At 35.8% G+C, this 17711-nt stretch carries 5 protein-coding genes; all 5 read left to right on the top strand.

Translation table 11 applies throughout. The annotated features are described in order from the left end of the window. The first annotated feature begins 48 nt into the window (after positions 1-48). The 5 genes from CGC48_RS02500 to CGC48_RS02480 all read left to right on the top strand — a co-directional run bounded on the left by CGC48_RS02500 (position 49) and on the right by CGC48_RS02480 (position 17641). A complete protein-coding gene (locus CGC48_RS02500; protein ID WP_098028348.1) occupies positions 49-11994 on the top strand; it encodes a T9SS type B sorting domain-containing protein in 11946 nt (3981 codons plus the stop codon). 104 nt (positions 11995-12098) lie between these two features. Beyond that, entirely contained in the window at positions 12099-14258 is a 2160-nt protein-coding gene (locus CGC48_RS02495) for a S9 family peptidase (protein ID WP_098028347.1), read from the top strand. A gap of 259 nt (positions 14259-14517) precedes the next feature. Next, positions 14518-15408 (top strand): YbbR-like domain-containing protein, encoded by an 891-nt coding sequence (locus CGC48_RS02490; protein ID WP_232780535.1) that lies wholly within the window; start codon positions 14518-14520, stop codon positions 15406-15408. Then, complete coding sequence (coaE, locus tag CGC48_RS02485) at positions 15405-15998, top strand: dephospho-CoA kinase (RefSeq protein WP_098028345.1); 594 nt, start codon at positions 15405-15407, stop codon at positions 15996-15998. The genes CGC48_RS02490 and coaE overlap by 4 nt, the downstream gene beginning before the upstream one ends. Before the next feature lie 71 nt (positions 15999-16069). Then, entirely contained in the window at positions 16070-17641 is a 1572-nt protein-coding gene (locus CGC48_RS02480) for a sensor histidine kinase (protein WP_041990955.1), read from the top strand. Positions 17642-17711 lie beyond the last annotated feature (70 nt).

Here is a 17711-nt window from a genome sequence, read left to right as displayed (position 1 = left end):
TTTGTGGATTAAAGATTACTATACTAATTCTATTAAAAGAATCAAAGGATGAAAAAGGTTTTATTTGTTTTCACATTTTTGATTACCACATTGGTAGTTAAAGGACAACAATGTTTTGAGAATTTTACTACAACAACAAAGTCCGGGTTGTGTCTTTCAGATGCAGCATTGACTGTTAAGCTTCCTGATGGCTGTGCAGGTACGTATGCAGTGGAACTGATAGAGCCCAACCAAATTGGGCTACCAAGTGTTCCTCTTTTAGATGCTGACGGAAGCTATACATTCACAAATTTAAAGGCAGGAACTTATACAGTTACCTTAATAAATCAAGGTAATTCTGCTCGTTCAACTTCCAAGGTGGTTCAGGTTACTTCAACGTATCGTAATATCGATATTACACCTCCACAAATTACAGCCCCAAGTTCGGCTGGAAATGATGCTCGTGTTCGATTTAACATACGTCCGACAGGAGGAATTGGTCCCTTTAAAGTAAGTCTTGTGAATGCAGATGGAACGCCTTTGAATATACCTTCACAAGAAATTCAAAAGTCAACAACCAATGCTTTAGTAACATTTCAAGGGACAGCAGGTACACCTATTTCAACAGGAAATGTAATCATTGTTATTGAAGATTTAGCAAATAATGTACCCGATTGTGGTGAAATCCGCAAAGAACCAGTTCAAATTCCGATACCTGATCCAAGTTCGCAGTTTAGAATAACTAAAAATGGTGCTGTTTCGCGAATTCGTACGGATAGCGATTGTAAACATCAATTTTGGATACGTATTGAAAGAGAAGATAAAACTCAGCTTACAACGGCAAATGTTCAGTATTTGCGTCAGTCAGGAGTGGCTGTTATCCGTAATTTAACTACGGGTGCTGAGTACGATATTTCACATACTTTTGCTGACGGAACTATTAGTGAACCATCGTCTTACTATACTGGGTATAATTTCAACGTAGGAGATGTAGTTGAATTAATTGTACAAGGAACTACAAATACAATCCACGAAAAATTTACGTTGACTTCTGAAATGATGAATCCAATGTACAAACAACCAGGAGACCCAACAACAAACACAGCAGTTTATCTATGGAACATAGCCAATAGGGCGTGTAATCCTGATGAGTGGAATATGTCTGTGGGCGAATACTGGATGTGGAGACAATTTCCTAATGAGGCAGATGCTTCAAAACCCGCTACTTATGGGCGTTATGAATGGTATCAACCAATGCGTTATGCGTGGCTTACAGAAGCACAACGAGCTGCAGGAGAGATTGGTTACTATTACGAAGTATATCGTGGACCTTCAGTGAATGGTCCTTGGACAAAACTTACACACGGAATAGATTATAGGCAAGATAATGCTAATAATATTGTGTTATTACCTCGAGTAACGCAGCAAGGAAGGGCATTTTTTAGAGTCGTCTATAAGAATAACTCAACAGGTGCAAAAGCTCCTAATTCTTGTTATGAGCCAGAGAGAGTGCGTTGGATGCAACCTATTAATGAGAATTATTTAGAAAGAGCTTACGATGGTCTTGAGATGGGAGCGGGTGTTTTTGAGAATACCGTTTCATTACGTCTTTACATCTCAACAACTCGTTTTGTATATCCAGCTAAAATCAGTATTATGCCGGCTGATGGCAGTACATCAAAGACTTTTACTACATCATTGCCTTTAGATACAGGTACTCACCAGCAGACAGTTAAATTCCCTATTGAGGAAGATATACCTGATCCAGCGGTGGTAGTTCCGAAGGTAAGTTTTTCAATAAAAGGAGATTTTCCTGAAGGAGATTATAATATCACTTTCACTGATGCCTGTGGAAGGAGTATTACCAAACTTATACCTTTGAGAAAACCAGCTAAGTACGATGGTGATTTTGTACGAGTAGATCAAGGGTGTCAGTATGCCTCAGTTTCGTATGATGTGAAGGCAAATTATCCGAAAACGGCACTCGCTTATTTTACTATAGGTGTACAACATAAAACTTCTAGTGGATGGAGAAGTGTGCCAGGACAACCAACTTTGCGAACAGGATCAGGAACTTTCTATAACTTGCCTCCAGGTGAATATCGCTTTTATATGACCAATATTGCTTATTCAATGTTGGAGCGTATGGTATGGGATAACAATGTTGGTAGATATCGAGTTCCTAATTCACCTATTGAATATACCTCTGACGGATTTACAGTAATCGAACCTTGGAATACTCATTTGAGGGGTACTGCAGAATGGCAACGAGGTATGGTTCGATTTATTACAAATTATCACGAATTTACTATAAATGATACGAAACCATTACAAACTGATGTTTCGTCAACATATTGCGACAGAACCAATGGTAATGGATTAGTAGCAATAGCTGTAAAAAATCCAGAAGACATTCGATATCCACTTACGTTTAGATTGAAAGATGCAACTGGCAAAATTATTTCAAAAACTTATGAAAAAGGTTCAGGAGCTACATCGCACGTTTTTTCTAATGTTTCAGATGGAGATTATGTAGTTGAAACAGAGCATACTTGTGGAAAATGGTATAATAATGTAACTGTAAAAGCAAGTAATTATGCAAATCCAAGAATGCGATATACTTTGGAAAACCTTGACCCGTGCTTGGGAGGAGAAGTGACGCTTATTTTCGGAGGCTCCGAGCAGTTATTTGATATTGAATGGTTTAGATTAGATGATGATGGTAATGAAATTCTTCCAAGTATTGGTACAGGAAAACAGGTCAAACAGTTTGTTTCATCAACAACCACATTCAGAGCTAAATACAAAATAAAATCACTGGAAGGCATATGTCCTGGAACAAAATTGGAAGGTGTTTTAGAAAATACAATTACCATAGAGCCAGATAAGACAGCACCAATAATCACAGGGTGTCCTGTAACCCCAATTGAAGTAAATGCTGCTGTTGGAACTTGTTCCGCTATTGTTAATTGGGAAACTATCACTGCAACAGATAATTGTACGTGGACACATACACAAACTCACCAAAGTGGTGATCGTTTTGATATTGGAACACATACCGTAACTTATGTATTTACAGATGCTTCTGGAAATACAAGTACTTGTACATTTAATGTAGTTGTGAAGTCAAATGCGTTGAATCTAAATGTGAACGCTTCTTATATTGATGGAACAGGGAATGTTCTGACTCAAGATTTGGCTCTTAATCAGCAATTTCAATATAGAATAGAATACAAAAATATTGGTCAAGAGAATATTACGACATCTACACTGACGATTAAATTTTCAGATAATCCTTATATTACGATAGGAGAACCTGTTGTGACAGACGCCTCAGTGGGTAGTTATGTGCCTACATATACTAAGAGTGATAGAACATTCACTTTTGTTCTACCTAAAGAAACACTAAGAGGTAATAGTGAGGAGCGTAAAATTTACATTCCGTTAGCTGTTAATGGTGATTATTCGGAAATAGGAAAAGCCTGTATGAATTTCTTATCTACGAATTATGTATTTGAATATGAGGGAGGTAGTCAAGATTGCTTGATTCCTAAACAAATCAAAACAGCTACAAATACAATTGCCATTTCTACAGAAAATAACGAGCGTTCTGAACTTTTCTGTGCAGGTTCTTCATTGGAATTAACTGCTACAGAAGGCTTTGATTCATACAAATGGTATCTTGATGGAGTGTTAATACCAACATCAACCTCACACACACATTTGGCAACAAGTGCAGGAGTTTATACCGTTGAGAAAATTAAAAACTGCGATGGCACTACGTTGGTTAGCAAAGAAATTATCAAATTTAAAGAACACGATGCTTCGGATATAGATTTGATTAAAGCTCAAGCCAACGGAGGAGCAATTTGTGGGGCTGATGGAAGATGGACAAGCCACTTTATATTGTGTAATGAGCCATCAAGAACCATTAAGGTAAATTTCGTTAATACAAAATTGGAATGGCAACGTTACAACGGAACCAATACCAATAGTAAATGTCCTGATTATGGAGGAGATTGGCGTATTGATGCAAATGGCGTAGGAAATACGTTTACAGCTAACACGCAAGGAAAGTATCGTTTGAAAGTTACTTCAAATAATGGTTGTGAAGCCTATTACTATTTTGATGTGTTTGTGAATACTTTGGCAGGGGAAATTGTTCAGCCAGTAGGGCACATAACTAATTATCAGCCAGGTAATTTCACTATCAGAATGATGACTGAAGGAATCACGTATCAATATACGTTGAAAAATGCTACAGGACAGATAGTCAACGGAATTAACAAAGCTACAGGTTCTCACGATTACAGAATTACAGGGATTTCAGAACCAGGTACTTACACGGTTGAAGTTACTTCTCCAAATTTGGCAAATTGTTCAACAATTCTGACAGCAAAAATAGAAAAGCAAACTGAGTTGACTGCAACAGCAACTCCGAAAGCTTGGACAGATTGCAATAAACTAAATGTTCTTTTTGAGGTTCAGGGAGGAAAATCTCCATACGAATTTGCAATATGGAAAATCAATGGAGTTCAAAAATACCCTGATTATGCTTCTATTCCTGCATCTGAGTTCAACATAGCTACTATCCCAGATGGTCAAAGCTTTATTGAAAAAGAGATAACCATCACACAACCAGGTGAATATATCTTTGTTACGAAAGATGCTAATGGAGCGTATGCTGAAACTCCAAAAGTAGATATTTATCCAGAAGGAATTGATGGCTATACAATTGATACTAAAGATATTATTTGTGGATTTGCTACCAATTCTGGACAGATTTCAGTTAACTTTAATTCAAGATTGCAAAACATCATTACTGAACTTTATAAGTTAGATGCAGCAGGAAATAGAGCAGAAACATATACACCAAATGCAACAGGTTTCTATGATGGATTAACGGCAGGAAAATATGAATTAGAGATAAGTATCAAAAAGAGTGGAATAAAGATATGTAAGTACATTAATCCAATTGAAATACGTGAAAATGAGAATACTCTAAAAGCCTTTGCAGGAGTAGTTGAGGATGAATCTTGTGACAATGTAAATACTCCAAGAAAATACAAAGTACACGTTAATAACGTAACTGGAGGTTCAGGAACGGGATATGTATATAGTTCTAATGGAGTTGATTACGGAACATCAAACGTGTTGTATTTGAGTGCTTCTGGTAAGGTTTACGTAAAAGATAGCAATGGTTGTCCGCTTGAAATCGACGTAAATATTACTCCTTTAATGCCACCAACGATTTCAGTAAGCAATGTAGAATACACTTGTAGTGGACAAGGAACGTTTACTATAACGGCTACACCTTCAGGTGATTATGAATATGAAGTGGTAGGAAATGGTGTTAATGAGAGAAAGAAAACAAATGTTTTCACACTTCCTGTCGGAAATTATTCAGTTTTTGTTCATTACAGACCAGGAAGTTCATCAGCTACTACACCTAACTATCTATTTAAGGAAGATTTTGGAGTGGGAGAAGATACGTGCGATAATTCAGTAACTTATATGACTTGTAAACCTAATGAGGCTCTTGAGAGTAATCAATATGTAATTACAAGTCGTGTACAAGGAAAAACTGAATGGGTAAGCCCCACACCAACAGATGCTTCTGCAGTGGCAAATGGTCGTTATTTGGCTGTAAATGCAAACTCTAATCAAGGTAATTTAGGAATTATCTATAGAAAAGAAATCAAGGATGTGATTCAAGGTGCTGACCTCAAAGTAAGTTTGAAGTTACACAATTTGTTGTCTCCTACTTATTCAGGAGGTAAGAATCCAAATATTGATTTAGTAATCTTAAATGCCATAGGAGGAGTTGAAATTCAGAGAATTGGCTTAGGACAAATTTTAGCAACAGGAAATTGGGAACCAAAATCAGTGATTTTCAATGCGGCTCTTATCACGACAAGTGAATTGGTTTTCGAAATTCGTAACAAGGAAGCAGCCTCAGCTCAAGTGGGTAGTGATTTGGCAGTTGATGATATTGTAATCTGGCAAGATACTAAACTTTGTAATGTCCGACTTGAAAGTCAATCAGTTTCAGTTGAAGAAAATAAAGCTTTCAAAGTTACGGGAACTCCTGAAGATGCAAAATGTGGTAACGTAGGAAAAGTTAATCTGAAGATAGAAAACTTAAATGGAGCGAATATCTCGTACTCAACAGATAACGTGAATTGGACGGCTTTAACCGTTACACCAATTTCTACATCGGAAGATTCTGCTGTTATTGATAATTTACCAGCAACAATTAATGGTATCGTTTATATAAGAAAGGATAATGACCATAGTTGTGTTGCAGAGGTTAATTATATAATCAATGCTCCTGAAACGATTTCAGTTACAACAACGTTACTCAGAGGCGTTAGCTGTGATAATGCTAATGCTGAAGTAAGGGTGACAGCAACTGGAGGTACAAAACCTTATCAAACTTTCAAAATAGGTACAACTACTCAACCAGCGATAAATAATGAGGCAACATTTAATACATTACCAGCAGGAACGTATGAAGTGGAAGTAACCGACGCAAATGGCTGTATTGCAACTTCAACATTGGAAATAGCTGATAAATTGCCTTTAACATTGGAGGTTGAAAATCTTGAACCTTGTTCCGCTGGAGGAGACACAGGAAGAATTCAGATAAGTGTAACAAATGGTAATGGGAATTACAGATTTAGCCAAAATGGTGTAGATTTCTATGCAAGTCCTTTTGCAAACGGAGCTTACTATGTATTTGAAAATCTGTCTGTAGGAACTCACATATTTACAGTGATAGATGGATTAAATTGTAAACAACAAATTTCAGCCGTGATTTATGAACCATTACGATTGAATGTGGAAGGACCAACAGAGCATTTAACTTGTCATCAAACAAGTAAAGCTGTTTATAGCTTGAAAGCTACTGGTGGCGATCCAACTAAGGTAAAAGAATTCTTGTGGAGTAACGACGGAACCACTTTCAATAGTGGAAATACTACAGGGGTTAACATTGTTACAACGGGTAATTCTGCTGTTTTTTCAACTACTGAGGAAGGAACTTATTACTTCAGAGTGAGATATGAGTATGAGGCAGGTAACTATTGTATGGCAACCAGTTTGAAACGAGAAGTTAAGATAGTTAAGCCGAAATTTAAAGGAACAATTCCTTCTACAAATATAACTTGTGGAGGAGTTGCTTCAGGAAGAATAGACGTGTCAGCAAGTAATATTGAAGGAGGACAAAGTCCTTACGAATTGTTATTGTTTGATGGAACTACCACAACGACCCATTCAGTTGGAAGTATAACAGGGTTGAAAGCAGGAAATTATAATCTTACTATTAAAGATGCAGGAGGATGTTTCTCTGAACCAGCTTCTGTAACCATTACTGAAAATCCAGCATTAAAAGTTTCTTATAAAACAAAAGAAGTTCATTGTAACGCAGGACAGGGAATGGATTTAGGGTCTGTTGAAATAGAGCTTGTTAGCGGAGGAACAGCACCATTCAGTATTGAAATGAGATATAAAGACGTAGTTCACGCAGGTCCAGTTCATACAGAAACTAATTTGACAACAGGGTCAGTCGTTAGAAAAGCGGGATTAATTCCACACGATTATACATATGTAATTACAGATGCTAACGGATGTAAAACAGAAGGAACATTTAGTGTTGCAGCAACATCTGACAGGATTATAGCTTCTGTAACAGGAATTGCAGCGGGTTGTGCAACAGGGTCAATTACAGTCTCTGCATACAATGCGGGAGGACAATCTATTGCAGATGGTTCTCACTGGTTTGCTGTGTACACACTTGGATTGACACCTCCTACAGGAACGCCTCCTACTACTGGAGATACTTGGGTTGTAGGTGGAACAACTTGGTATAGAGGATCCAAAGTGAAAGTAACCGATCACTCAGGAAATCTTGTAGACGGAGCAACTGCTACATTACGTGATTTGATACCGGGGGCAAAATACAGATTTATAGTGTATGACAATACAACAAAATGTTATATTATAGAAGAGGCTGGTGAAGTACCTCCAGCTCAATCAAATCTGAAGATTTCTGCTCCAACACCTACATCAACTACTTGTAATAGTGCCAATGACGGAAAAGTGCGCTTTACATTGTCAGATTGGGATGGCTCAACTACAAGTATTGAATATGAAGTTTATACATATTCAGATAACAGACCAACAACTTTCAGAGGTTCTTTGCCAGTGGTAACGCCTATGAATATAGAAATTGAGGACTTACCAGCCAATAAATACTATGTAGTATTTACTGAGAATGTGACAGGTTGTAAAAAAGCCTCTGAACCATTTGTTATCGAGAAATCATTAACAGAATTAGTTGTTGAAAATCCAACAACGAGCAATGATAATTGTAGAGGAGGCAACGGGCAAATTTCAGTAGAGGTACGTGATGGTCAAGCTCCATACAAATACTATTATCATAATCTGGCAACTCCAGCTCCTATAATTGGTTCCACAGCTTTAACAACCCAATTAGATGCATCAACCGATACTTCATCTAAAAAAGTTGATGCAGGACAATGGATTGTATTCGTAAGAGATGCTTCAGGATGTATTAAAGCTACGTCTCCAATCACAGTTGGAAAGGACACGGAACCTGCTATAAATTCAATCGAAGTTGAAGACCCTTGTGCGAACACCACAACTTTTGCAGTACGATTGAATCTTTCACAAGTAGGAGTAGGGCAACATAGTTATCAAGTACTTATGGGAACATCAGTAATATCAACTTGGACAGATATTTCCATAGCTTCAGGAATTACCTCATTCTCTTTACCAATTCGTTTGGCTGCAGGAAATACTTATACCATTGAATTGAAAGATGGAAATGGTTGTGAAGTGACGGGTACGATAAATATACCTTTGCCAATGGAATATAAATTAAGTTCGTCACCAATGGCTTGTGGTACAGATGAAGTTAAAATAATTCTTTCTGACATAAAAGGAGGTTCTGGTAACTACGAATACAAATTAGATAAAGTATATGATATAGATGACCAAGGAAATGAGTATGTAGTTCCGATAGTTACAGCAGGATTGGCTTCAGTAGGGACAAAAGTAATACCAATAAACAATGGTGCAGGTAAGTACAGAGTACGACTATATGATTCAGCGAATAAGAAATGTTATATTACGAAAGAAATCAAAGTTGATGAACCAGTTCAGCCTCAAATAGAAGTAGTTAGTGTTACTAATTCAATTTGTTTTGCTGGAAATGGCTCACTGCGAGTACAGGCTAAACCAAACACAGAAGCACCATTCACATTCAGAATTATAGCTACAAGTAATCCTGTGATAACAACACCAATTGTAGCGACTACTTCAGGAAATGATTATGCAACATTTGATAATCTACCAAGTAGTGACACAGGAATTGTTTACACTATAGAAGCTACATCTGCTAAAAATTGTACTGTGACAACAACAGCAACAATTACTTCGCCAAGTGCAGTGACCATAGCACCTGACGCTCTGAAAGCTGATAAATATCAATGTGTAGCGAACACGAATTTACCAACATATCCTATTCTAAGTTTCGATTTGGGTAAAGTTAGTGGAGGAACACAAGCTTATAGCCGTATAGAATTTTATGAAGTGGGGGTAGCAACAGCTTTGAGTACACAAGTGGTAACAACAGGTAAAACGATTTACACTTATGGATTATCACAACATTTGACTACTCAAAAGTCATATAACGTAAAAGTGTACGATGCAAACGGATGTTCGGAAGTTTCCTCAAATATAACCATTCAACCTGCGTTGATACTTAACAAGGTATCAATTACAACCGACAAATTGATAGATTGTAATACAAACTTGCAAGATATTACAGTAGAGTTGACAACAGGAACACCATATAATAATGAGGTGATTGTTTATAATGTGGTAAAACGAAATCAAGATGGTAGCGAGGCTTTCTATACAACGAAAATATCAAATTCATTGACAGAAACATTCAGTTTGCCTGTAGGAAACTATACTATTGTAGCAGTTAATAGGGATACAGGTTGTGAAGTAAAAACATCATATGATGTTCATTCTCCAGAAACATTCATACTTACTGCAACAAATCCGGTAAATGTGAAATGCCATAATGGTTCAGATGGTGAAATAACACTAACATTTACCGATACAAGACTTACAGATGGTGATCAAGCAACAGACGGATTCACCTATGTGATAAGCCCAATAGCTCCATCAGCAGGTTCAACTAAAAATGGAACAGCTAACGGCAGAAAAACAGAAACCATTACTGGATTATTAGCTGGTAAGTACCAAGTAACAGCAACTTCTATTAAAAATGGTTGTACAGCTATTGCTTCGTTTGAAATTACACAAAGCGAATATCCTATTTCTGCTACAGCAACTGAAACCTATGGGGTTACTTGCTTGAACAATAGAGGAGAAGTTATGGTGACTGTTAATGGAGGAAAAGCTCCATACCAAGTAACTTTAACGTCTGTTGATGGTTCAGTAAATCAAACCAAAACAGGAGGAAACGTTACTGACAATGGCGGGCAATTCTTGTTTATTGGTTTGAAATCTGATCCAGTTTCTGGTTCATTAGCTTACAATGTTTCGGTTACAGATGCCTCAGGTTGCGTTCAACCGGATATAACAACAGTAACACTTGTGCATCCCATTCCTGTTACTGCTACGGCTACCATTACTCAGGAAATAACTTGTCCGGGGGCAAATGATGCGATTATTACAATAAGTAACGTATTAGGAGGTTCAGGAGCAGGAACTTATAACTATGTTCTGCAAGGTACAAAAACATCGATTACGCAATCATCAACGGTATTTACAAACTTACCACCAGATACATACACAGTAATTGTAACTGATGCTTGGGATTGTGATGTTACAGTAGGAACATTAACTATTGTTGATGCAACTCCAATGACCTTGACAAGAACAGGTGCGGAATTAACTGTTTGTTATGCAGAAAAAACAGCTTGGATTAACGTGGAAATTCAGGGAGGAACAGCTCCTTATGTAGCAGAACTTCTGAGAACTGATGCTGTTGTGAGCATACATACACAGAATGTTACTGCAGCAGACCCTAACTTCCGAGTACCAGCAATGTTGGGAGTGGGTGAGTACGAAATAAGAATCACAGATGCCAGAGGTTGTACGTTGTCACCAACTTACAAATTTGAGGTAAAAGAGGTTCCAGACCTTACTTCAAAAGCAACTCAAGAGGGAACTTGTGAGTCCAATGTTTATAAAACTTGGATTGAAGTGAAATTCAGAACTAATGTCAATTTTGATAAGTTGAGTTATCAGTTGGGAGCAGGTCCTAAGAGAGCATTCTCCAGACATACTGACAATATTGGTTATATTGATGAAAATGTGTTTGAAAACTTAACGGGTACACAAACGCTAACTATTTTCTATAATGATGTTGATGTAGAAACCAGACTTCCAGTGGAATGTGTATACGCTCTAACAGAACCGATTCTTATCGAAAAAACATTGCAATTAGGTGAAGTTCAGGTAGTTCCTAACACTAAGATAAATACGATCGAAGTTAAAGGGAAAGATGGGGTTCAGCCATATACGTATGTGTTTAATGGTCAAAACCAAGGAGAAAATGGTGTATATCAACTAAGGTTTACTGACCCAGAAGAAGTCATCAACGGAAAACGATATAAAGTTATCAATGTAATTGTTTATGATTCAGCTGGTTGTTCAAGTACAAAGGTTATAAAAGAAGAATATTTTGATATTGAGATTCCGAATTTCTTCACTCCTGATGGAGATGGTGTAAATGACACTTGGAAACCTAAATATGCTGAAGATTATCCTTATATGAGAGTTTATATTTACGACAGATATGGAAGAAAAATTAAAACTCTTTCTCAAGGTGAAGGTTGGGACGGAACCTATGAAAACAGAGCTCTTCCAAGTGGCGATTATTGGTATATTATTGATTTGAATAGCAATATTGATTCACGTAAATTCAATGGAAACTTTACGCTATACCGATAAATCGTAGCAAATCAGCAGAATAAAAAATGGAAAGTTAGAGAAGTTTTTCTTGAACTTTCCATTTTTTTCATACCTTTGGGATGTCAAACTAAAATTTTGTAATTATGCCTAAAAAAATAACATTAAAAAGGTTTACTATTGCTGCCGTTTCTGTTATTTTTGCAACTTCTTGTAAAAATAATACTGAAACGATGAAAAAGACAGAATATCCAGATATTCAGCCACCTGTGGCGAAGAAAGTTCCTCACAAATTGGAAAAATTTGGTGATGTACGTACCGATGATTATTTTTGGTTGAATCAACGTGAAAACCAAGAAGTTATCGACTATCTGAACGCCGAAAATGAGTATTACCAAAAAATGACGGCTCACACTAAGGATTTTCAAAACTCGCTTTTCGAGGAAATGAAATCCCGAATTAAAGAAGATGATTCGTCCGTACCGTATTTCCGAAACGGATATTGGTACATTACTCGCTATGAAACTGGAAAAGATTATCCGATTTATGCACGTAAAAAAGGAACTTTGGACGCTCCCGAAGAAATTATGTTCGACTGTAACGAAATGGCAAAAGGACACGCTTATTTCCAACTTGCGGGAATTTCTGTAAGCGATGATAATAAATGGGCTGCTTTTGGTGTGGACACCGTTTCTCGTCGCCAATATGTGTTGCAAATCAAGAACTTAGAAACGGGTGAAATTCTTTCTGAAAAAATTGAAAACACCACAGGTTCAGCAGCTTGGGCAAGTGATAACAAAACGCTATTTTATACCCAAAAAGATCCACAAACGCTTCGTTCCGATAAAATTTATCGTCACGAATTGGACACGGATACCAAAAAAGACGTACTTGTTTTCCACGAAAAGGACGATACTTTCTATACGTATGTATATCGTGAAAAATCAAGAAAATACATTGTTATCGGTTCAGGAAGTACGCTTACATCGGAATATCAAATCTTAAAAGCGGACAATCCAACGGGTGATTTTAAAGTATTTCAGAAACGTACACGAGGTTTGGAATATGATATTTCACACTATGGTGATGCTTTTTACATCGTTACCAATAAAGACAATGCGACGAACTTCAAGTTGATGAAAACCGCTGAAAATGCGACTTCTGCCGAGAATTGGAAAGAACTTATTCCGCATCGTGAAGACGTATTTTTAGAAGGAATCGAAATTTTCAAGAATTTCTTAGTGGTGGAAGAAACGTTCAATGGTTTAAATAGAATTGAAATTCGTCCTTGGAGTGGTGGGCAGTCGTATTATTTGCCTTTCGAAAGTGAAACTTATACGGCATATACTACACAAAATGTTGATTTTGATACAGATGTATTGCGTTACGGATATCAGTCGATGGCAACACCTGCTTCGGTGATTGACTTTAATATGGTTACCAAAGCAAAAACGGTGCTAAAGGAGCAACAAGTTTTGGGTGGAAATTTCGACAAAAATAACTACGTAGAAGAACGAATTTGGGCAACTGCACAAGATGGAACAAAAATTCCGATGTCGATGGTTTATCGCAAGGGAATGAAAAAAGATGGTAAAAATCCGTTGTTGTTGTACGCTTATGGTGCGTATGGACATACAGTAAGTCCGTATTTTTCCTCTTCTCGATTGAGTTTGCTTGATAGAGGTTTCATTTATGTGATTGCTCACATTCGTGGAGGGCAATATTTGGGCAGAAAATGGTATGAAAACGGCAAAATGCTACACAAAAAGAATACATTTACCGATTTTGTTGATTGTTCTAAACACTTGATAGCTGAAAAATACACTTCAAACGAGCATTTGTATGCCGAAGGAGGTTCTGCAGGAGGTTTATTGATGGGAGCTGTGGTAAATATGGCTCCAGAGCTTTATAACGGTGTGATTGCAGCAGTTCCGTTTGTTGATGTGATAACCACAATGCTCGATGATACCATTCCTTTAACAACAGGAGAATATGACGAGTGGGGAAATCCGAATGAAAAAGAGTATTATGATTATATGCTTTCTTATTCGCCTTATGACCAAGTAAAAGCACAGAATTATCCGAATATGTATGTTTCTACAGGATTGCACGATTCGCAAGTACAATACTGGGAACCAGCTAAATGGGTGGCTAAATTACGTCAGATGAAAACCAATAATAATTTGCTGTTCCTCGACACGAATATGGATGCAGGGCACGGCGGAGCCTCTGGTCGTTTTGAAGCTCTGAAAGAAACCGCCAAAGAATACGCGTTTATGCTGGATTTGCAAGGAATAACTAAGTAAAAGTAGTAAGATGTATATAAAAAAGTCTCATTTTGTAAAAAATGAGACTTTTCTTTTTTTATGCAAATAAAATTTCATAAAGAAAATATTTTGAGTAAATTTGTAAAAATATTTTCTGTGGTGTAAAAAATATTAACAGAAATTTTTTATTTCATAAAATAAGTTTTAGATTTGGGAAAGAATTAAAAAAAATTATTCTGTGATACGTTCAACAAAAAATGAAATACGAATACTTCTAATAAATAGAAGAACATTTAAGATGCTGATTTGTATTCTTTTATCTGTACTTTTGTGGGTGCTTATTCGGTTGTCGAAAAATTTGCAAAGGGAATTTTCTGTTGATATTTCGATTACGAATGTTCCTGAAAATATGTTTTTGAAATCATCTCAAACCCACCAAATTAAAATTCTTGCAGAAGGAAAAGGATATGCTTTATTTAAGTACTATTCTGGCATTCAAGAATTAAGTATAGATTTCAATGATTTAGAACATATTGAAGGAAAAAAATATAAACTTTCTACAAATATTGCAAATAAGTTAAATTCTTCATATTCATCGGAACTGAAAATACAAAACACATATTCAGATACTATTTACGTCGATTTACAAAAAAAATATACTAAAAAAATACCTGTAGAAGTTGATTTGAATGCTGATTTTCAGAAAGAATACCAACTTACAGAAATGATTGTTCAGCCAGATTCGGTAATAGTTTCGGGGGCAAAATCTGTTATAGATACATTGAAAACCATTTCAATATCTTTTCCTCTTCAAAAAAATGTAAAGTCTTCATTTGAAAAGTCTTATCATTTGAAAAATACAGATTGCGTAAAATTTGACAAGAATAAAATAATCGTTAAAGCAATTGTCGATAAAATGAGTGAGCAGCTCATCAAGATACCTGTACAATTGCTTAATATACCTGAAGGAAGTCAAATTAAAATTTTTCCTACAGAGGTAACTATTTTATGTTCAGGTGATTTGAATATACTTAAAAAAATAACTTCAGATGAAATAACTGTAATAGCAGATTATAACAACGTTCAAAATAATAAATATTTACCTTTAACGATTCGGACAAAGTTAAAACGTGTGAAATTATCATTTTTGAATGAAAATAAAGTTGATTTTTTAATTCGGAAGATATGATGATAGTGGGGCTGACCGGAGGAATTGGTAGTGGAAAAACTACAATTGCAAAAATGTTTGAGAAATTAGGAATTTCTGTTTATATATCAGATCAAGAAGCTCAGAAATTGATAGAAAGTGATGAAAATATTAAAAATAGAATAAAGTCTTCATTTGGAGAATTGGTTTATATCAATGGTAAATACAACAGAAAATATATAGCAGAAATTGTTTTTAAAGACAAAGATAAATTATCTATAATCAATGAGATAGTTCATCCTGAGGTAGCAAAACATTTTTCAGAGTGGAAAACTAAGCAAAATTCACCTTATGTAATCAAGGAGAGTGCAATTTTATTTGAGAGTGGGGCTTATCAAAGTTGTGATTATATCATTACTGTTATAGCTCCTGAGCAAGAACGAATTCGTAGAGTAGTTGAAAGAGATGGAGTTAGCGAAAAATCTGTAAGAGAACGGATAAAAAATCAATGGACAGATGAAAAAAGAATTAGTCTGTCGAACGAAGTTATAAATAATATAAATATTGAAATCTCTTCGTTAAAAGTACAAGAAATACATTCTAAATTAATTAAAAAATTGAGAAAACAATAATTTGGAATTTATTTAAGTTAAAATTTAGTTAAAAAATAAAATTAAGAAAATTTTTGTATTAGTTTTGTACAATGAAAGGTAAGTTAAGTACAATAGTCATTGTTTTGATGAGTATTTCTTTGTTAGGAATTATCATCATTCAGGGGTATTGGATTAAGTCTGCCATTGATGATAGGGAGGAAGCCTTTATGCATTCTGTCCAGCAAGTGTTGAACTCTGTGATTAACGATTTGGAGCAGACTGAGATAAGCAAATATGTTGCTCAAATTGTTGATTTAAAGGAGAAAGATACCACATTAGTCTTGAAAGAATCCTCCCTTAGGGAGTTTATGTATGTTCAAGAAAATAAAAATACAAAGGAAACGTTCATTTACAAACATGGTGTTTTAGAAGAGGATTATAGTTTGCCAACTAGTTCAGGAATAGCAGATTCGCTGTCAATCAAAAATTATATTAGTAGGCAATCAGAGCAACGAATTAGTTTTGGAAAGAACATAGACAATAAAGTTACCCCAAGCGTAGAAACTTACGAAAAGTTTAGTCGTTTGCCAGAAATAGAGCGGTTAATGATACAGGAGTCTTTCAAGAATATTATTGAAAAATTACCTATTATAGACAGAGTTTCTTCTCAGCAAATTAGCTATCTTGTCAATAGAGAAATGAAAAATCGGGGGTTGGATATTGATTTTGAATTCGCGATATATAATCGGAATATATTAACGAATATTCGTTCGAAGTATTTTGACCCCAATGAGATGAATGAATATCGGGCTCCTTTATTTACGGATAGCTCTGGGGATTTAATGTATGAGTTGGCTTTGATATTTCCACAACGTGAGCGGTTTGTGTTTTCATCAGTAATCGGAATAGCTTCATTATCAGTTGTTTTTATGATTGTTATTATAGGTGTTTTCACAATTACTTTAAATCAAATGGTTACCCACAGACGGATATCTCAAATTAAAACGGATTTCATCAACAATATCACACACGAATTTAAAACACCAATTGCAACTACAAGTTTAGTTCTTGATGCAATCAAAAATCCGATGACAATCAGTAATCCTGATAAAATTTTAACGTATGTTAATATGTTAAAAGATGAAAATAAGAGAATGCATTCGCAAGTAGAAAATATTTTACAAATTTCTCGACTTGAAAAAGGGGAACTAAATATTGAAAAAGAACCTTTGGATGTTCATATACTGATAGAAATGGCTATCGGACACGTGCAAATGATGCTGAATGAAAGAAATGGGGTAATTCGTACACATTTGATGGCAGAAAATGCCGATATATCGGCAAATGAGTCACATTTCACGAATGTTCTGATAAATGTAATTGAAAATGCAATAAAATATTCGCCCGAGGCTCCTGAAATTGATATTTATACGGAAAATATCAAGAATAACAAAATTCTCATTCGGGTAAAAGACCAGGGACAGGGAATGAGTAAACAGGCTGTGCGACAGGTTTTTCATAAGTTCTATCGTGAACATACAGGCGATTTACACAACGTTAAAGGACACGGGCTGGGACTTGCCTATGTAAAAAGCATAGTAGAAGACCATAACGGAACAATATATGTAGAAAGCGAAAAAGGGAAAGGAAGTACATTCTTCATACAGCTTTCTGTTATTTAAAAATGCAAATACTAAACTATAAATATTACTAACTTTACTACTGGCTTCTTGAAAAATAGAGCGTAACTTT

This window comes from Capnocytophaga cynodegmi, assembly GCF_002302475.1.
Taxonomy (GTDB): domain Bacteria; phylum Bacteroidota; class Bacteroidia; order Flavobacteriales; family Flavobacteriaceae; genus Capnocytophaga; species Capnocytophaga cynodegmi.
Note: the sequence above shows the minus strand (reverse complement) of the source record. Positions and strands in the feature narration are given on the sequence as shown.